The sequence below is a fragment of the Chryseobacterium tongliaonense genome (assembly GCF_041224435.1).
In the GTDB taxonomy this organism is placed as follows: domain Bacteria; phylum Bacteroidota; class Bacteroidia; order Flavobacteriales; family Weeksellaceae; genus Chryseobacterium; species Chryseobacterium tongliaoense.
Genome location: NZ_JBGFFD010000005.1, coordinates 149654 through 169243 on the forward strand (window position 1 = coordinate 149654; position 19590 = coordinate 169243).

18 protein-coding genes and 1 pseudogene are annotated in these 19590 nt (G+C 35.8%); 6 read left to right on the top strand and 13 right to left on the bottom strand.

The genetic code is table 11. The annotated features are described in order from the left end of the window. Window positions 1–32: 32 nt before the first annotated feature. Window positions 33–1088 (top strand): sensor histidine kinase, encoded by a 1056-nt coding sequence (locus tag AB8P06_RS12430; protein WP_369842188.1) that lies wholly within the window; start codon window positions 33–35, stop codon window positions 1086–1088. Further along, window positions 1085–1783, top strand: a complete 699-nt coding sequence (locus AB8P06_RS12435; protein ID WP_369842189.1) for a LytR/AlgR family response regulator transcription factor — start codon at window positions 1085–1087, stop codon at window positions 1781–1783. Before AB8P06_RS12430 ends, AB8P06_RS12435 begins: the two co-directional genes overlap by 4 nt. Window positions 1784–1863: 80 nt before the next feature. Here the strand turns inward: AB8P06_RS12435 and AB8P06_RS12440 are convergent, their stop codons facing one another. Next, window positions 1864–2391: a GNAT family N-acetyltransferase gene (locus AB8P06_RS12440; protein ID WP_369842191.1), complete on the bottom strand. Its 528-nt coding sequence runs from the start codon at window positions 2389–2391 to the stop codon at window positions 1864–1866. A 150-nt stretch (window positions 2392–2541) separates the two neighbouring features. Here AB8P06_RS12440 and AB8P06_RS12445 point away from each other — a divergent pair, with 150 nt between their 5' ends. The 3 genes from AB8P06_RS12445 (at window position 2542) to AB8P06_RS12455 (ending at window position 5053) form a co-directional block, all read left to right on the top strand. After that, window positions 2542–3222 (top strand): aspartate/glutamate racemase family protein, encoded by a 681-nt coding sequence (locus AB8P06_RS12445; RefSeq protein WP_369842192.1) that lies wholly within the window; start codon window positions 2542–2544, stop codon window positions 3220–3222. A 477-nt stretch (window positions 3223–3699) separates the two neighbouring features. Next, entirely contained in the window at window positions 3700–4260 is a 561-nt protein-coding gene (locus AB8P06_RS12450; RefSeq protein ID WP_369842194.1) for a hypothetical protein, read from the top strand. A gap of 82 nt (window positions 4261–4342) precedes the next feature. Further along, the gene (locus tag AB8P06_RS12455) at window positions 4343–5053 is read left to right on the top strand and encodes an ABC transporter ATP-binding protein (protein WP_369842195.1); all 711 of its coding nucleotides are present in this window, start codon (window positions 4343–4345) and stop codon (window positions 5051–5053) included. A 63-nt stretch (window positions 5054–5116) separates the two neighbouring features. On the opposite strand, the gene AB8P06_RS12460 is transcribed toward AB8P06_RS12455, so the two are convergent. The 4 genes from AB8P06_RS12460 to AB8P06_RS12475 form a co-directional block, all read right to left on the bottom strand. Next, window positions 5117–5917: a patatin-like phospholipase family protein gene (locus AB8P06_RS12460; RefSeq protein WP_007843712.1), complete on the bottom strand. Its 801-nt coding sequence runs from the start codon at window positions 5915–5917 to the stop codon at window positions 5117–5119. Window positions 5918–6009: 92 nt separating this feature from the next. Next, complete coding sequence (locus AB8P06_RS12465; RefSeq protein WP_369842197.1) at window positions 6010–6615, bottom strand: DUF2306 domain-containing protein; 606 nt, start codon at window positions 6613–6615, stop codon at window positions 6010–6012. 148 nt (window positions 6616–6763) lie between these two features. Next, window positions 6764–8152, bottom strand: a complete 1389-nt coding sequence (gene lpdA, locus AB8P06_RS12470) for a dihydrolipoyl dehydrogenase (protein ID WP_369842199.1) — start codon at window positions 8150–8152, stop codon at window positions 6764–6766. Between the two features lie 229 nt (window positions 8153–8381). Then, window positions 8382–8642, bottom strand: coding sequence for a hypothetical protein (locus AB8P06_RS12475; protein WP_369842201.1), 261 nt, complete (start codon window positions 8640–8642; stop codon window positions 8382–8384). Window positions 8643–8952: 310 nt separating this feature from the next. Between AB8P06_RS12475 and AB8P06_RS12480 the strand changes: the two genes are divergently transcribed. Continuing rightward, on the top strand, window positions 8953–9837 hold the full coding sequence (locus tag AB8P06_RS12480) for a hypothetical protein (RefSeq protein WP_369842203.1): 885 nt from the start codon (window positions 8953–8955) through the stop codon (window positions 9835–9837). Between the two features lie 79 nt (window positions 9838–9916). Here the strand turns inward: AB8P06_RS12480 and AB8P06_RS12485 are convergent, their stop codons facing one another. From AB8P06_RS12485 to AB8P06_RS12520, 8 genes and pseudogenes are all read right to left on the bottom strand, one after another. Then, window positions 9917–12586 carry a glycoside hydrolase family 3 N-terminal domain-containing protein gene (locus AB8P06_RS12485; protein WP_369842204.1) on the bottom strand — a complete coding sequence of 890 codons (2670 nt, stop codon included), beginning with the start codon at window positions 12584–12586 and terminating at the stop codon, window positions 9917–9919. After that, window positions 12586–14028 (bottom strand): alpha-L-fucosidase, encoded by a 1443-nt coding sequence (locus AB8P06_RS12490; RefSeq protein ID WP_369842206.1) that lies wholly within the window; start codon window positions 14026–14028, stop codon window positions 12586–12588. The genes AB8P06_RS12485 and AB8P06_RS12490 overlap by 1 nt, the downstream gene beginning before the upstream one ends. Window positions 14029–14164: 136 nt before the next feature. After that, window positions 14165–14296: pseudogene (locus tag AB8P06_RS12495) on the bottom strand (fatty acid desaturase); the annotation flags it as partial. An 18-nt stretch (window positions 14297–14314) separates the two neighbouring features. After that, a complete protein-coding gene (locus tag AB8P06_RS12500) occupies window positions 14315–14947 on the bottom strand; it encodes a fatty acid desaturase (RefSeq protein WP_369842208.1) in 633 nt (210 codons plus the stop codon). Between the two features lie 471 nt (window positions 14948–15418). Next, window positions 15419–15820 (bottom strand): hypothetical protein, encoded by a 402-nt coding sequence (locus AB8P06_RS12505; RefSeq protein ID WP_369842210.1) that lies wholly within the window; start codon window positions 15818–15820, stop codon window positions 15419–15421. A gap of 6 nt (window positions 15821–15826) precedes the next feature. After that, the gene (locus tag AB8P06_RS12510) at window positions 15827–16171 is read right to left on the bottom strand and encodes a hypothetical protein (RefSeq protein WP_369842212.1); all 345 of its coding nucleotides are present in this window, start codon (window positions 16169–16171) and stop codon (window positions 15827–15829) included. A gap of 69 nt (window positions 16172–16240) precedes the next feature. Next, window positions 16241–16744 carry a GbsR/MarR family transcriptional regulator gene (locus tag AB8P06_RS12515; RefSeq protein ID WP_369842213.1) on the bottom strand — a complete coding sequence of 168 codons (504 nt, stop codon included), beginning with the start codon at window positions 16742–16744 and terminating at the stop codon, window positions 16241–16243. 375 nt (window positions 16745–17119) lie between these two features. Continuing rightward, window positions 17120–19582, bottom strand: coding sequence for a vWA domain-containing protein (locus tag AB8P06_RS12520; protein WP_369842215.1), 2463 nt, complete (start codon window positions 19580–19582; stop codon window positions 17120–17122). Window positions 19583–19590 lie beyond the last annotated feature (8 nt).

The window sequence follows — 19590 nt, forward strand, 5'->3', positions numbered from 1 at the left end:
CCAATAGATAGGTATTTCTTATTTTTAGGGTTATGAAAATTGAATTAGAAAGTAGCCTCAAACAAAATATTTCCTTTCAGGTCCTCTTTTGGATGGCTCTGTTTTTATTCAGTTCTGTGAGAAATTATGATGAGTATAACCATGACGGATTTGAACAAATGGTTATTTATAATTTTTGTCACTGGATTTTTCAGATTATCGGAGCCAATTTTATTTATTATGTGTTGATCAGAAAATATTTTGATCAGAAAAAACACATTCTATTTTGGATGTATTTAGCTGTAAGTATCTATGTCATTTCTGTGGTCAACAGAATTTTTATTGTCTACCTGGCTGAACCTTTTTTTGTTGAAACTCCTAAAGATAACCTAATCAGTATTTTTACAGATATTAATTATCTTTTGTTTCACTATGCCTTTCCCGTTATCAGTGGGGCGTTTATTTTCATATCAATTATGTTTATCCTCCGGTATAAAGATGAAAAACAAAATGCTACGATCCTTTTACAGGAAAAAGCAGAGCTGGAATTAAAATCTCTGAAATCTCAGTTAAATCCTCATTTTTTGTTTAACACCTTAAATAATATTTATTCACTTTCGCTGATCAATTCAGAAAAAACCTCAGAATCCATTAGTCGTCTTTCTGATATTTTAGATTATATTTTATATAAGGGACAAAGAAACCAAATTTCTGTTTCTGATGAATTGACTATTATTAATGATTATATCGCCCTGGAAAGTTTAAGATATAACGACAGGTTAAAAATTCATCAATTTATTAAGATAGACTCTCCTAATACCGTTCCTCCATTACTGTACCTGACTTTGGTTGAAAATGCTTTTAAACATGGTGCAGGAAAAATTGCTGAAGAAGTCGAAATACACATCCATCTAGAAACCAATACTAACAATTCTATTTTCTGGATTGAAAATACCTGTGTCAATAATAACTGCATCAAAGAAGAAGGAATAGGCTTACAAAACATTGAAAAGCAGCTACAGCATCAATATCGGGATCATTTTAAATTGAATATTTCCCACGAAAATAATACCTTTAAGGTTGAAATAAACACTCCTGCAAAAATATGATTAACTGTATTATCGTAGATGATGAACCTCTGGCAATCGCACTGTTAGAAAATCATCTTTCCAAAATTGATGGTTTAAAACTGATTGGAAAAGCAGGAAATGCAATGGAAGCCTATAAAATATTGCAGACTAAAACCATTGATTTAATGTTTCTTGATATTCAGATGCCTAACTTAAACGGAATTGATTTTCTTAAATCATTGACAAAAAAACCTAAAACTATTTTTACGACTGCTTATCGTGATTTTGCAGTAGAAGGTTTTGAATTGGAGGCAATGGACTACCTTCTTAAACCGATCACTTTTAAACGTTTTTTCACCTCTATAGACCGCATATTAAGGAATGTTCCAACAGAATATACCGAGGATTTCATTATTGTAAAATCTCAGGGATTACAGCACAAAATCTCACTTACGGAGATCGCTTATTTTGAAAGCCTGGGAAATGACATCAAAATTGTCCTTCATGAAAATAAAAGCTTTATTTTAAAAACCACAATGAATGATCTGGAATTAATTCTTTCTGATAAAGGTTTTATAAGGATCCATCGCTCATTTATTATCAATTCTAAATGGGTTACAGCATTTAACAACAATGAAGTTTTACTTGGTCACCACCAGATCCCTGTCGGCAGAAGCTATAAAAATGAATTTGATATTTTTATTACTACCACTTCCCAAAACAGATTATTCTAAATAAATTGACATATTAAATTTGCTAACATCTGGAAACAGATTCCGGAAAACCGAAAATTCCAAGAGTTGTTAGTTAAGCATTAATTAATTTCTGCAATTTTAACAATATCAATTTCAAACAAACTAACCTCAGCATTATGATAATGACCGGGAAGTCCGCCCGTATTATTTAGCTGTACCAGTCCAAGAAAATCAAACCCGCATTTTTGATAATGATTGATCAGTTCAGTATTCTCGCCAACAGTATCCATCCTTATGAACCGCTTGTTATTTTCCTGTGCATATTTTTTTACCCACTCCACAATTCTGGCGACCAGGTTCCTGCCCCTGAATTTCGGATTGGTAGCAATACGGTGAATATATACTGCAGGATCAGCATTTCTTTCGCCCCAGATTTGAGGATCACTGAAGGTAGTAACCCAGATACAGGCGATTTCATCCTCTATTATTATTTTCCATTGCCTGTTTTCATTAATTTCAGTTTCTATCAGGCTTTTCTCAAATTCCGGCCAGAGTACAATTTTTTTGGTCCTCTGAAAATCAGTGGCCAACCTGTATAATCTGAAAATTTCTTCGATATCATTGCTATTACTGTTCTTTATAACCATTATGATTTGGGTCTTATCTGAACAAAAATAGATATAAAAAATAAACCTTTCGTCATGATACATCGTTCAAATGCCCTGATACAGCAAAATACTTCAGAAAAAAGCTTCTTTTTTAGTTAACTTTGTCCCTCATTCAAATAACAAAATTTCATGAATAAAATAGGATTGGTAGGCGGTATAAGCTGGGTATCAACATTGGATTACTATAAGTTTATCAATGAAGGCGTAAATTCAAAACTGGGCGGACTTAATTCTGCAGAATGCATCATTTATTCTTTAAACTTCGGAGATGTACAGGCTAAAAGCTGGGAGCATTCTTTCGAACTTTTGCTGAATGCCTGCGAAAACCTGAAAAAAAGCGGTGCAGACGGTATAGTTCTTTGTGCCAATACTGCCCATCTTTTTGCAGATCAGCTTCAGGAAACGGTCAAACTTCCGATTATCCATATCGGTGCGGAAACAGCAAAAGCCATCAATAAGGAAGGATATAAAAAAGTGGGGCTCCTGGGAACAAAATTTACCATGGAAATGGATTTCTACAGAAACAAACTTGAAGAATACGGCCTTGAGGTATTGATTCCTGAACAGCAGGAAACCAGAGATTATATCCAATACACGGTAAAAGAAGAATTGGGAGTCGGATATATCAATCCTGAAACCAAAACCAATTATATTTCTATTGTCAACGAGCTTATTCACCGGGGAGCAGAATGTATTATTTTAGGCTGTACGGAAATACCTATGCTTATCAGTCAGGATGATTTTACAATCCCTGTTTTTGATACCACAAAAATACATTCGCAGGCCATCGTAGATTACATCGTTTCGTAAATAAAAATTGAAATAAGCTACGGTCTTTATGGTTATCAGGAGAGAAATTTGTTTGAGTTTCTCTTTTTTCTGATTTTTTTCAATATCAAGAAATCATTAATTTTTTTATGCAATAGTTTATTTTTTCAGATAGTCTTCAATAGTTTTATGGAAAAAAGATGAATGAAAATCCTGAAACATTTTACCGGAAAAATTCTGCAATAAAACAAAATCTTACTGACCTACAATATTTTAGCTAAGACAATCGTTTAACTACATTATATTATTTTCCTGTCCTGAAATGTTTCAATATTTGTAAGAGACTACCAATTAACAAATTAAACCCACCACACATCTTATGATCCGCATAACATCAACAGGTAACGAAGTATTGATATTAAAAAAAAGTATTACTTTTGTTTAATAATAAAGTTTTTTAGCATTTTTTATTATAATTTTTAAACACACCAATCAATAAAACATTAAAATTTCATTCAAATGAGAAAAATAATTCTACTATTTACTTGTATGTTCGGTATTTCGGTTTTCTCACAGATTAAAGTGCTGAAAAACGAATCTTTAGTGGAAGTTGGTAAGGATAACTCTGTTGGTTTATATAAAAAAGAAGATAAGTTTACGATCAACTATCAGGATCTTAATACCAGCAATCTAAATACAATCAGGTCTTTTTCTTTCCAGAACCTTAACGGGGATGTTTCGGGTCTGTATAAATTAATTACTGACGGGTTTATTTCCCAGCCCGACAGCAATATCACCCTTGAGCTTCCTAATGATATCATCGAACTTAATTACGAAAGAAATTACGGCCAGCCGACCGTTCAATTTATCCAATATATCAATAAGAACAGAAAATATGTTGGAAAATCACAGTTTTTAAATAAGAAGCAGGTCGATAAAATATTCGGGAAAAGTACCGGAAAATCTGCGTTGTATGAAAAACCCGCCACAATGAATAACATCCATTCAAATGAAGGCTCCAATACTGCGTCTTCAGGATCATCTTCTTCAAACAATAAGAATAAGAAATCAAGAAAATAATTGCATTTTTTTAATATAACTCAACTCATTCTGTCCGAATGAGTTTTTTATTTTTATTTTTGCAAAAAGATCATTACATATTATGTCTCTTCAAATTATCAATCTGACCAAAAAATTTGGTGAACAAACCGCACTCGACACCATCAACATTTCAATTGAAAAAAATGAAATCATAGGTCTTCTCGGCCCCAACGGAGCAGGAAAATCTACTTTGATGAAATCTATTGTCGGTGCCCTGAAAATAGATGAAGGACAGATTATCTTCAACGGTAAAAATATTTCCGACTTCGAGATCGAAAGCAAAAAAATCATCGGATTTCTCCCGGAAAACAATCCTTTATACCTGGAAATGTATGTAAAGGAATATCTTCAGTTTGTGGCTAATATCCACAAAATCTCTGAAACAAGGGTGGACGAAGTTATTGAGCTTGTAGGAATTACTCCTGAAAAATCGAAGAAAATCGGTCAGCTTTCCAAAGGATACAAGCAAAGAGTGGGCCTTGCGCAGGCGATCATTCATCAGCCTGACCTGTTGATCTTAGATGAGCCTACAAACGGCCTCGATCCGAATCAGATCATTGAAATCAGAAATGTGGTGAAAGAAATAGGAAAAGAAAAAACAGTTTTGCTTTCCACCCACATCATGCAGGAAGTTGAAGCCCTTTGTTCCCGTGTAATCCTTATCCATAAAGGGAATATTCTTCAGGACTGCCCTATTGATGAGTTTAAGGGGAAATTTGACAGTCTTGAGGAGGCTTTTGCAAGCTATACACAAACAGAAAGCCTGTCTTAATTATTAAAAAAAGTATGTATTATAAAAAAACAATCCCATTGAAAAAATGGGATTGTTTTGTATTTATGTTCCTGACTGCTTCAGCTCAGTAAAGAAATTACTTTCTGTAAAGCTTTCTCTGGCTGCGTTGTATCCTATGTTGAATATTTCTTCCAGGCGGTCTTTCCTTCTCTCAAAAGTTCCGTAATTGGATAAATCCTGAGAGGAGATAAACCAGTCACAATGATCGAATTTCACCCTTTCAATTCTGTAGGAAAGAAGGTCGTATGAACGCGAAACAATGGCTTTAATAGACTTTAAATCTTTAATATCAATATCATGTGGCGGAGAAACGAAAACACCGATCAGCTTATCGCATTCATCCCGGATAATATCTGCCGGAAAATTATTTAAAACGCCGCCGTCGCAATACATTTCATCATCGATGATGTAAGGCGTGGTAACTCCGGGAATGGAACAGGACGCAATAATTGCATCAGTCACTTTAAAGTTTTCGTCAAAAATCTTCTGGGTTCCGGAAACCAAAGCTGTTGCCACAATTTTCACCTCTTTATCCAGATCTCCTAATTTTAAATCATGAAAGATAGGATTAAGATAATTTCTGAAAATAACCGAAGATACCAATCCCGGCTGGTTGAAGGTAAAATGTTTCCAATTGAAAAAATACACCGAATTGAAAAATTCCAGAATTTCTTCGGGAGTTTTCCCTACAGCATGCAGACATCCGACTATCGATCCTGCACTGCAGCAGGAAAGAACATCTACATCTATATTTTTTTCGCTCAAGAATTTTAAAACTCCTGCATGGGCAATACCTTTGGTGCCACCCCCTGATAAAACAAGCCCGACTTTATCAAAATTCATAAATTAAAATTAATAAAACAAGGCGAGAAAACCAGATTAATTTTTCTAAATGTATTGATTTTAAAATTATTTTAATAAACAGCCCTTATTTCCTAAACTGAAAACTTATATCTGTTAATTAATCCGGCAACAATAAGGTTAGGAATCCAGCACAACCAGGCGACTGCAAGATAAGCATGATCAGGATCTCCTATCCAGGATTTCAGCAACGGATACCACAGTCTGAGAGTCACGGCAGCAAAAGCACATGCATAACTATAAATCATCAGACGCTGATGCAATTGAATGTTGCCCTTTTTAATTTTTAAAACAGCGAAAACGGTGGTATAAAGCCAAATCACTCCCAAACAGATAAACCCCAGGGAAGAAATCAGCCCTCCATTGGCATAAAATCCTAAATAGATACTGGATATGGAACTGATAACTGCAGAAAAGACATATATTTTCCCGATCACTTTATGAACGACAGGTCTTTTATTCCGAAACTTATTTCCAAATTGCCGCCACCCGATAAACAATGCCAGCCCACCAAAAATAATATGGGAAAAGAAAGATACTCTCCAGGTCATATTGTGCAAAACTTCCGGAATCTTGGAACTTAAAAAAGTATGTTGATGATCAACGAAAACATAGATCAGCGGATATGCTCCAATCATTAAGGCAAATACGCAAATAATAATAAATAAAAATTTCTTCATGATATTAACTCGTAAAGTTTCACCAAAAGTGAGAAATAAATGAAGTATGAATGTTCCAAAATGAAAGTTGGAACAAATTTCAGAGGTACTTTCATAAAAAAACCACAGACAAAATCTGTGGTTTAATTATATATATGGTATTTTGATCTTAGATGTGAATCACTTCTCCGTAAGCAGCGGCAGCAGCTTCCATGATCGCTTCCGAAACCGTCGGGTGCGGGTGGATTGATTTAATGATCTCGTGACCTGTAGTTTCCAGTTTTCTGGCTACAACAGCTTCAGCAACCATATCGGTTACCCCTTCACCAATCATATGGCATCCTAACCATTCACCGTATTTAGCATCGAAAATTACTTTGATGAAACCATCCGTATTTCCGTTTGCAGTCGCTTTACCACTTGCAGAAAGAGGGAATTTTCCTACTTTGATTTCATATCCTTTTTCCTTAGCCTGCTTTTCTGTAAGACCTACGGAAGCAACTTCAGGGTGACAGTATGTACATCCCGGGATATTGCCATAGTCGATTTTCTCAACGTGCATTCCCTTGATTTTCTCAACACAGGTAATTCCTTCTGCTGAAGCAACGTGAGCTAAAGCCTGAGTAGGAATGATATCCCCGATTGCATAGTAACCCGGAACTGAAGTTTCGTACCATTCGTTTACTAAAACTCTTCCTTTATCTGTCTGGATTCCAACTTCTTCTAAACCGATGTTTTCGATGTTTGCAGCAATACCTACCGCAGAAAGTACGATATCAGCTTCCAGTGTAATGTTTCCTTTTGCAGTTTTCACATTAGCTTTTACACCTTCTCCGCTTGTATCCAGGCTTTCTACAGAAGCGTTGGTCATGATTTCAATTCCTGATTTTTTCAGTGATTTCTCTAAATGTTTAGAGATTTCTTCGTCTTCTACAGGAACGATGTTCGGCATAAATTCAACAACCATCACTTTAGTTCCCATTGTATTATAGAAATCGGCAAATTCTACCCCGATAGCTCCGGAACCTACAACAATCATAGATTTCGGTTGCTCAGGAAGAGATAACGCCTGTCTGTATCCGATTACTTTTTTACCGTCCTGTGGTAAGTTCGGTAATTCTCTTGAACGTGCTCCTGTTGCAATGATGATATGACTTCCTGAATATTCAGTCGTTTTTCCTTCATTATCTGTAACGGAAACTTTTTTGTCTTTTAAAATTTTAGCGGTACCAAGAATTACATCAATCTTATTCTTTTTCATCAGGAATTCAATCCCTTTGCTCATTTTGTTGGCAACTCCGCGGCTTCTTTGAATTACATTCGGAAACTCAAAACTTCCCTCCACTTTATTCAAACCATAATCTTCAGCGTGGTTGATATAATGAAAAACCTGAGCAGACTTCAATAAAGCTTTAGTCGGAATACATCCCCAGTTAAGGCAAATCCCTCCTAAATTTTCTTTTTCGATAATTGCGGTTTTGAAACCCAACTGTGCCGCTCTGATAGCTGTAACATATCCACCGGGACCACTTCCGATGACAATAATATCGTAATTCATTAGTTTAAAATTTTTATGCGAATTTAAGGAAAAATATTGGATGTTCCATGTTTCGGAAAATTCATATCACAATGCATCATTAATATCATTTTCATATAATTTTAAACAAAAAAGAGAATACAAAAAGTATTCTCTCTAATAAATTTTATTTTAAGTTAAAAATTTCATAAAACCGGAGATATAGAATTAAACTATATCAATTTTAATATTTTCTAAAAAAAAGGGATTATTACATTTTTTTAAGTAATCTTTTCTGGCTCCGGTATTTTTCATTTAAAGCTTTTAATTGATCCTGCTTCATTTTTTTAGTGGCTAACGGATGGTTTAAAATCGCTTTTCTTTCTGCATTGTATCTTTTATCCAATTCACGCGATTTCATAGTGATCAATTCACTTTTAGAAGGATGAGGCGGTGGTGAAGGATGTGTCTGTGCTGAAACATTCATCGTCAATCCTAATAATAAAATTGTTGATATAAGTAACTTTTTCATGACATTTACTTTTTTGAATGATCTTAATCAAATAATGATTATTAATTAAATTCATTCGATTTTGAAGTAAATATTACATATATCATACCAAAATTCTGTGAGTTTCTTTTCTTCGATCCGGTTTATTTTTTTATTCAGTTACATCTTGATGTATTATTTTCTATGTCAGTATCTCTTGTAAAAAGGCAGCCATAACAGATTCATAATAATTTTAAAACTATTAAATTATGTAAACCATTAATATTTTACATAATAATCACATTATTAGCAACATCAAATGATATTTTTTTTTATTTTTACAAAAAAAAACATGAAAAATTATTATTCGATCATTTTACTATGGTCTGTGTTTTCTTATGCACAGGTAGGGATAAGAACACAGAATCCAAACAGCACTTTAGCAGTTAACGGATCTTTAGGTGCAGATTACAAACAGATTACCGCGACAGCTTACACCATTACCGCGACAGACCATTATCTTACGTATAACGGAACAGCCAATACGACCTTTACTCTTCCCGTTATCGGAACAGGTACAACGAGTTTTACAGGAAGGATTTATAAAATCAAAAATATTTCGACTTCCAGTATTACGATTCAGGCATCCAGCGGTAATACTTTAAGAGTAGATAATAATCCTGTTCCTACATTTGTTGTTCCTACGGGAGCTTATGCAGAGGTAGTCAATAACACCAATACAACAGGCGGAACCTGGGATCTTTCCTTCTCAGCCTTACCGAAACCGGGCAACGTTGAAGTGTATGGTACCCAATTGTCTATTCCTCCGCACGGATCGGGGACTTCGGCTGTTGCGGACTGGGCCAACCATACAGTCACAACTTATGATACGGGAACGGCTCCTGATCAATGGTGGGTGATCAGTAAAACTTCAACTACATATGCGCACACCGCCGGGTTTTCCAATGCAAGCAGAATGACTATTGTTTATGAATATCAGGGAACTCCTTTTAATATTGCCAATATGTATCCCATCTTAACAGCGGGGAACAACTCCAGCTTCCCGGATGTTTTCACAGCATCTTTTGTCAGCCTTGCCAATAACGGAACTCTGGGAAAAACAAGACTTACGGTTTCTGTTGCACGCATTGATTTTATCGGAACTAACGGTAGTAATAACAGTAACTGGACCGGTACATTTTTACTGAATCTGTTACTCGCAAGAAAAGTATATTAAAACAGGGGGAACTTTATCATACAAAAAGAACAGGAAGATTCCTGTTCTTTTTTATTTCGTTTAAGTATTTATAACATGATCAGTTAACTTCAATATTTTGTTTTAAATAAAGATTTTTTGATGAGTTTCCTACCAGGATTCTGTATGTTCCTTTTTCAATAACCCAGTTCATTTTCTCATCTAAGAATTTCAGTTCTTTTACGGGAACTTCGATGGTTATCTGTTTTGATTCTCCGGGCTTCAGGCTTACTTTCTGAAAGCCTTTCAATTCAATGACCGGTCTGGAAACGGAAGCCAGCAAATCTTTCATATACAGCTGAACGACTTCACTTCCTTCTCTTGAGCCGGTATTTTTAACGTTGACCTTAGCAATAATGGTTTCATTTTCAGAATATGTTTTTTTATCCAGTGTAAGACCGGAAATTTCAAATGTGGTGTAGCTCAACCCAAAACCGAACGGATACAAAGGTTCCCCGCTTAAATCATAATAATCGTTTCCCCTTCCCGTAGGATGATGGTTGTAGGTCAACGGAAGCTGGCTTTCTTCAACAGGAAATGTAACGGGTAATTTCCCGGATGGGTTTTCTGCCCCGAAAAGTATTTTCGCCACAGCATTTCCACCTTCTTCTCCGGGATACCAGATATCTAAAATTGCCCCTACCTCATCTTTCCAGCCTGTCGTTTTTATGGCAGAGCCGCCTACTAAAATAACGGTCACCGGTTTGTTTAATTTTGAAACTTCATGAATAAATTTCTCCTGATTTCCGGGAAGGCTTAATGAAGACCGGTCCTGGAATTCTCCTTCATGGATTCCTGCTGCCACCATAATATAATCAGCACTCTCCGCCAATTTTAAAGCATCATTAAAATCTTTTTGACCGTCATGTACTCCATAATCCCAAATCAGCTCAATGTTGGCTTCACCTCTGTTTTCATGAAACTCAATGACCATATCGTATTGCTGATTTTTCACAAAATCTATTTCTGCCGTACGGGTTGAATAGCTCAGTTTTTCCCACTGGTCAATTATTAATTTACCATTCAGGTACAGTCTGAATCCATCATTTCCGCGTAGTCCAAGCTTATATTTTCCTGTGCCCGGAGCTGTCAGTTTTCCTTTCCAGCGAACGCTGTAATTATCCGGTTGAAGCTTTTCAGTATCCGGGGAAAATAATGTCCATTTAAAATTGATCTGGTCATCCTGTCTTTCAATAACAGGATTTCCTTTTAAGTCATTGTCTGAAAAATAACTTCCTTTTAAACCTTTCTTATTTTCAAAAGATAAAAATTCATTGGGAACTGTTGCAAAGCTTTTCAGGTTCCAGTCGATTCCTTTTGAATAAAGAATCTCAATATTTTTGTTTTCTGTGAAATTTTTAATTCCGTCCAGAATGCTCACCTTTTGATTTCCCGGTCCGGAATAACCGCCTAATCTTGCATCAGCGGCATCGGTGCCTACCACAAGGATTTTTTTTATATGATCGGGAACAGGTAAAGTTTTGTTATTATTCTGAAGCAGGACAAAGGATTCAGCAGCAGCTTTTTCTGCTAAAGGCTTATGATTGAGCTTTTTTAATTCACTGATTTCTTTTTCAGAAACATACGGGTTCTCAAACAATTCCAGTTCAAATTTTGCCCTTAAAACTCTTGCTACCGCATCATCGATTCTTTCCGGGGAAATTCTCCCATCTAAAAACGGTGGAATAAATAATTTGTAGTGTTTATACTCCGTCTGGAAAATCACATCCAAGCCTGCATTAATAGCCTGTGCAGAGGCATCATCATAATCTTTTGCGGTAAAATGCAAAACATTGGCACCACCAACGGCACTTGCATCACTGATGACAAAGCCTTTGAAATTCCATTCCTGTTTTAACTTTTCAGTCAACAACCAATGACTGGCTGTAGAAGGTCTTCCGTCAAGAAGATTATAAGCCGTCATTACCGATCTGCTTTTCCCCTGTGTGAATGCTTTATAAAAAGGGATCAGGTGGGTTTCTTCAAGATATCTTTTGCTCCAGTGGATCGGATATGAATCTCTTCCACCTTCTCCGACATTGGCTAAAAAGTGTTTCGGAGTGGTAATAATTCCCTGATTTTCAAAAGAATTGACAAAACTCACTCCCATAACGGAAGTCAGAAACGGATCTTCACCATAAGTTTCTTCTGTTCTCCCCCATCGCACATCACTGGCCAGATTCACTACCGGAGTTAAAATCTGCCGGATGCCTCTCAAACGTGATTCTTTAGCGATTGCTGCAGAAACCTGTTTCATGAGATCAGGATTGAAAGAAGCGGATAAGCCAATTGCCTGTGGAAAGGCCGTTGCTCCCTCACGCATCAAACCGTGTAAAGCTTCATCAAAAGGGATAATGGGAATTCCAAGTCTTGATTTTTCTACAAAATATTTCTGTATGGCATTGATTTTTTTTGCGAGTCTTTCTGCATCTTCATCGGCATTGTATTTCAGCATCTGTCCGGCTGCTCCGTTTCCCTGATTTCCGGCACTTACCTGTAATCCGAAAATCCCATGCTCATACTGGTTTTCAGGAACATTATCCAGATCTCCGGAAATCATAAAGCATTGCCAGAATTTTTCTTCGGGAGTCATTCTTTTAAGCAGATCCTGAACTCTTACCTCAACAGGTTGCTTCGGGTCTTTGTATAAAGGCTTTTCCGTTTGTGCAGAAATAAGAGCCGTACTTAAAATAAAAGCTATTCCCGTAAGTTTAAAACGATACCACTTCATTATTGTGTTATTTTAATAACGGTTGAATATTTCAGTTTTGTACGCTCTTCGGGAAGCTGAACTTTGATTGTATTCCCTTCTCTATTCCATTTAATTTTAGACGAAATACCTAGAACTTTCACTGTATTCGGTTTAATATTTTCAGGAATTGAAAAGCTTAGTTCTGACGGTGTCTGATAATCTGCTTTTTCACTGATATGAAAAACATTGACAACTTTCCCGTCTTTGCTCCGGGTATAATAAAAATCTCCTTCATGATAAGGAGCTATGGTTCTCGTTGCAAAAACAGCAGACTGGTTTTTATCCATCCAGCCGGATATTTCTTTTAATCTTTCATAAACCACGGCATCATAATCACCGTTTGGCCCCGGTGCAATATTCATCAGGTAATTTCCGCCTCTGGAAATGATCTTAATTAAGGTTTCAATGATTTTCTGAGAAGATTTATAGTTGTCATTCGGAACATAAGAAAAAGAATCTCCCATCGTGATACAGCTTTCCCACGGAATCGAAAGGGCATGCTCGGGAACCGCCTGTTCGGGAGTAACATAGTTTTCCCATTTTCCGGGAACAGTACGGTCTACAATGATGATACCGGGTTGGTTTTTCCGGGCCATAGTTCCTATTTTATCCATATCAATATCCTGCTCTACTTTGATGGTTCTCTGCCATTCTACGTTCGGATCTATGGTGTGAAACGGGCGTACCCAACCGCCGTCTAACCACAGGATATCGATTTTACCGTAGTTGGACGTAATTTCATTAAGCTGATTGAAGGTAAATTTTTTAAAGTTTTCCCATCGTGCTGGATACTTTTTAGGATCATAGTTTACATTCCGGTCTTTGGGCGGGAAATATGACCACCAGTAATCATCGGAATGCCAATCCGGCTTGGAGAAATAAGCTCCGATTTTGAAGCCGTCACCTCTGAATGTGTTGAAAATTTCTTTCACTACATCTGCTTTCGGATTTTTAGAAAAGGGTGTTTTTAAAGATGTAATTTTATAATCGGATTGTTTTGTATCAAACATCGCAAAACCATCATGATGCTTGGTTGTAAAAACCACATATTTCATTCCGGCTTTTTTGGTTGCATCTGCCCATTTCTGCGGATTAAACTGAGTAGGATTAAAAGTGGTCTGAAGATTTTCATAATTCTTCACATACTCATTATAGGATTTGCCATGTTCAGGTTTTCGCTGAGTCCAGGATTCATCTTCCGGGCATAAGCTCCAGCTTTCCACGATTCCCCACTGGCTGTAGGTACCCCAGTGCATGAAAAGCCCGAATTTGAGGTCCTGCCACTGCTCGAGGTTCTGCACAACAAGCGGATCTGTAGGTTTCTCATATCCTTCGGAAACATTATGAGCCTGGGAAAAAAATGCGGATGAAATAAAAAGTGAAGCCAGAAATAAGGTTTTAGTTTTTTGTTTTGCGGGCATACAGTAATACTTTCCGCTAATTTAATCATCCTTAAATGAACTGGCAAACGCTGAGATTTACTGGCTGGATCAGAGTTGAGAGTTGAGGGTTGATAGAACAGCTTTGACCCCTGTTTCTATCTCAATTTTCCACATTTTAAAAAGTTTGCTTTTTATCTGATTCCGGTAATACTTTATCGATTCTCCGGGCGAGCTCGGGCAGTTTTATGGTGGGAACCGCGGGAAACAAATGATGTTCCATGTGATAAAACATACTGAAGGTCAATTTATTTTTCCAGAATCCGCGTTAGGTTCTTGCAATCTTGGGATTTTCATGGGTATCATGATGAACTGTCCATACTGCGAAGAATGCCATTAAAAATTCTCCCACAATCATTATCAAGAGATGATACATCAAAAAATGAATCTGAAAATAAAGTATAATGAATATAACAACAGCCATTGAAACCAGTTCCAGCATCATATTCCGTTTATAATTTCTATTGGCATGCTTAAAAGTAATCCAATGAATCAGAAATATGTGTTTGGGACCGTACAGAATAGCCTGGTACCATTTCATGGATGCCGATTTCCCTTCATAATCCTCTTCTGAAAGGCAGAATTTGTGATGCCGGATATGATTGAATTTCACAGCATGAATGGAAACCATCATCAGAATACTGTTGAGATATAATGACAGCCATGTCAGAAATTTTCCGGTTCCCATCGAATGATGAAAACCATTATGAACCTGCCTTAGTGCCGTAAGAAAATAAAACCCTGAAAACGGAACCGCCCACCCGTAATATCCTTTATAGGCTAAAAATAAGGAGATAAAAAGCCATGGTAAGCTGATATTATTTTCAATCAGCATTTCTTTAACGGAAAGGGATTTAAGGTCTTTCCATTCTACTTTTTTTATTAATTCAAGGTGATTCATTTTTATAATTTATTTATTGTTAGAATTATATAAATTATTTGTCTGGAAGGTATAAAAGATGTAAACTAAAGCCAGAACAGGACTGTAAGCCAATGAAAAGAAAAGAATGTAGAAATAAAATCCGCCTACTTTTTCAATCTGAATTTCATAAAATAGAATCAGCCAAACCGGTATAATCAATATTCCATAAATTATATATATCCAATTTTTATGGTATTTCATCATTAACCTTAAGAGATAACTAATCAACTGGGATCCACCTACAGCATAATAAAATAATAAAAAGTAGTTTTCCCAATCTATCTTAAATAACTTTATGAAAATCCACCCTAATAAATAGGCAATGAGCATTAGAAGTTGAAAATAAAAATCATATTTGAAAAAAGTTTTCATGGCTGTTAATTTTAAAGGTTTAAAAAATCTCCTCTGGTTCGTTTATTCTGAAATCTGAAAGTAAAATACATCCAGGTTTTAAAGAGCAGCTTTTTCATTTTCAATTGTTTTTTGTCTGTTCATTGCGTGCTTACGACCTTTCAGGAAGAGTAATAAGTTGAGCAGCATCATAATTCCGAGATAGATTGAAAATCCACCTATTTTTTTGCTTACGCTCACTACCAGCCTTTCAACCGTTTCTATCTGGAAAAATTCAATGATACAAAGGGCAAAACCGATATTCAAAAGGTAAAATCCGATTTTAAAAAGTGAATTGGTTGCCATTGCAATATCTTCTTTCTGATGAAAAATATCAATCATAAATGTTTTTGAATTTTTAAACAGAAATTGAGAAACCAATATGGTAAGTGTGATTACAATCGGTAAATAAATCATGTACGCTGAAAAATTGTACGTCTGGGTTAAAACTGTTGCGGTCATAATAATTTATTTTAATGTTAGTTTTTTTCTTAGAATATAAAGGCTAAATATGTTTGTAAAATGTAAAAAACAGAGAATCATAATGATATATCCGATACGAATAGAAACCGTTGATAAAACCTGCTCCATATTTGTTATCTGTTCCCAGAAGCTTAAGCTGATTGCGATATAACCAAGATTCAGAAGATAGTAGCTTCCCAGTAATATTCGGTTCACTTTTAAACAGAAATCGGTGTCCTTGAGCAGGTATTCCAGATAAACTTTTCCTGAATTAAAACATCTCCTGCCTACATCAATGGTGATATAAGAACTGACGGAAAGAAAAAGCACATATGAGATTATATTAAACATTTTATAAATATTATATTTTCAATAATTTTTGAAAATTAATCTGAAATAAAAAAGGATACTGAATCCTTTCTATTTTAATAAATTGGTGATCTTCCCGACCAGCCAGTGATCATCACTTTTAATTGCAAGATCCATAATGTTATTGATCTTTCCTGTAACTGAACTGAAATCTTCCATCAGCTTTACGAATTCTTTTGCTTCTGCAGAATCTTTATCTTCAATATTTTTCAGTTCTTCTAAAAAGGAAATGACAGGTTCTATCTCCCTTTTTCTGCGTTCTTTAGTGATCTGCTTAAACAGGAACCAGACATCTTTTTCTGCCACAAAATACTCTTTCCGGTCACCTTTTACAAATTCTTTTTTCACAATTCCCCAATCCATTAATGCCCGTAAGTTCATATTGGCGTTTCCTCTTGAAATTTCAAGCTGCTCCATCACCTCATCGGTAGAAAGAGGTTTTCCACTTGCCAAAAGCAAAGCATGAACCTGCGCCATCGTCCGGTTGATTCCCCAATTGGTTGCAAATGTTCCCCAGGTCTGAACGTATTTTTCTTTAGCTTCTGAAAGTTTCATTGTTTCTTTTTTGAATTTCTATTACAAATATAATTATATTTATCGAATTTTCAATAATTTTTGAAAATTAAATTTATTGTTTTAAAATCTTTATTTCCGAATATGTGCTAAAATAAAACAGACACTCTTTCGAATGTCTGTTTTAAATTATTGTAACTATATACTATTTTACATACACCATAACGCAAAGCTTTTAAAATCCGAATGCTATATTTTAAGAAAAGTAAAGAAAGCAGCAAAGCTGCTACGAAACATTCTTGTGAAAATCTATTGTATAAATTAAAAGACTTTGCTCATCTTAGATATCTGACTCATCATTTCTTTGTGATATAACCGATCATTGAAAAAAACAGAACCAATAAATAGTTACTTTAATTATTTTTTAACGGCTTTATAGCTTTCAACCAGTCTTATAAACTCAGACCTATACCCTTCTTCATCTTTATTTTTCCCTTCTTTTGCCAGATCTATTATTGCGCTAAGATCTTTTTCCTTAATCAGTTTTGACTCTCTTAAAACCAACCCAAACCAGGCAACGGAAGAAACAAATTTGAAATCGGGGCTTGATGCAGAAACACGACTATTGCTGTTTTTCACTACCTGACTTATTTCGGTACTCTGATCACCATCAGGTTTTTTATACCTGAATTTTATGGTTGCCAACTCATCATCGAAGCTTTGGGAAGAAGATGTTTTTGAATATTTCAGGTCATTTTCTTTAGGTAGAAATTCTGAATTGACATGAGCAGGAATAACTTCATACAAAGCCGTAACGGTATGCCCGCTTCCCAATTCCCCGGCATCGATCTTATCATTGGTGAAATCTTCATTTTTCAATTTCCTGTTTTCATACCCGATCAAGCGGTAAGACTTTATATATTTAGGATTAAACTCAATCTGAATCTTTACATCTTTTGCAATGGCATACATGTTTCCGGCAAATTCTTTTCCCAAAAATTTGTTAGCTTCCTGCATATTATCGATGTAAGCATAGTTCCCGTTTCCTTTATCCGCTAAAGTTTCAAGCCTGTTGTCTTTAAAATTTCCCATCCCGAAACCAAGGCAGGTAAGGAAAACTCCGGATTTTCTTTTTTCTTCAATCAAACTTTCAAGGTTTGAAACAGAAGATATTCCTACATTAAAATCTCCGTCTGTAGTAATGATTACCCGGTTATTTCCATTTTTTATAAAGTTTTCCTGAGCAAGTTTATAAGCCAGTTCAATGCCTGCTCCGCCTGCCGTACTTCCTCCTGCCTGAAGATTATCTAAAGCCTGCATTATTTTTTCTTTTTCTCCGGCTGAAGTAGGTGATAAAACCATTCCGGCACTGCCTGAATAGACTACAATTCCCACTTTGTCTTCAGGACGCAGTTTATCCAGTAAAACTTTGAATGAAGATTTCAGCAGCGGTAGTTTATTCGCTTCATTCATCGAACCTGAAACATCGATTAAGAAAACAAAATTGGAATTCGGCAGTTTTTCCATCGGGATATTTTTCCCTTGTAATCCTATTTTAAGAAGCTTATGATCCGGATTCCATGGAGCGTAGTTGTATTCTGTATTAATCGAAAACGGCTGGTTATTTTGCGGCTGAGGATAATTATATTTGAAATAATTGATCATTTCTTCTATCCTCACTGCATTTTTATCCACTTTTTCACCGTTATTAATCATTCTTCTGACATTTGAATAGGAAGCATTGTCTACATCAATGGAAAAGGTGGATAACGGCTCATTTTTTGTCAGCTCAAACGGGTTTTCTACAAATGCATCGTATTCTTCGTCGTTGTATGAAATCGTTTGCTGATGGGTTACCGTTAAGTTTTTCTGAAGTCTTTTCAGTTTTCTTTTTTCTTTTCCTGAAAGTTTTTTAGTGGTAACAACAATTACTCCGTTATTTGCCTGTGTTCCGTATAATGCAGTTGCTTCCTGCCCTTTAATTACCCGGACACCATCAATGATTTCAGGAGGTAATTGCTGAAGGACCGATGTATTTGAAACGATTCCGTTAATTACAACAAGTGCAGTATTGGCTTCAGAAATTGATTTGTTTCCTCTTATAATAATTCGTGAATCAGATGCAGAATTATTCAATGTTTCCATCTGTAAACCGCGTACTTTTCCTGATAGTGCCTGTGAAACACTCGGGCTCCCGGAATTGCTCGCAATCTGATTATTTTTACGCCTGTCTCTTTTGGATATAATCTGAACTCCTGCTACTCTTCCCTCTAAAACCTGCGTTGAAGATCCGGGAGCTATATTTTCCGCACGTACAGATACTGCACTTGAAGTATAAGACTGAACCACTTTTTTATTTGAATAGCCTACAAGAGCAACTTCTTCCAACATATGTTCTTTAAAAGTATCATAAACCGTTTTAGGTATTGGTGGTGCCACAGGAACTTTTATATTCTGGTTTTCATCAATATCGACAGGTTTCTTTCTGTCAGGCTTTACATCCTGATAAGCAATAACAGATGAACTTTCAGTCGGTTTTACAGCTTCTATATCTCTTTCAATATTCGATTTTATAGTTTGATCTATTTTTTCAATCTCTGTATTGGTTTCCGGAGAAACTCTATTTTTCGTAATAACCGGTTTTACAGGTTCCACAACTTCTTTTTTATTCAAAAAGTAAAATGCTCCCAGGCTGATGATTAAGCTTGCTGCAATTCCGTAAGGGAACCAAACAGGCATGATCCTTTTTCTATCTTCTTTTTTATCCAGCTTCTCTTCAATCTTCTCCCAGACTTTTTCAAAAGCATGAAAAGTTGCAGGCTCTTCCAGAACCTTAGAAGCTTCGTTGAATTTTTTATCTATATCGTGATTATTTTCCATTGTCTTAA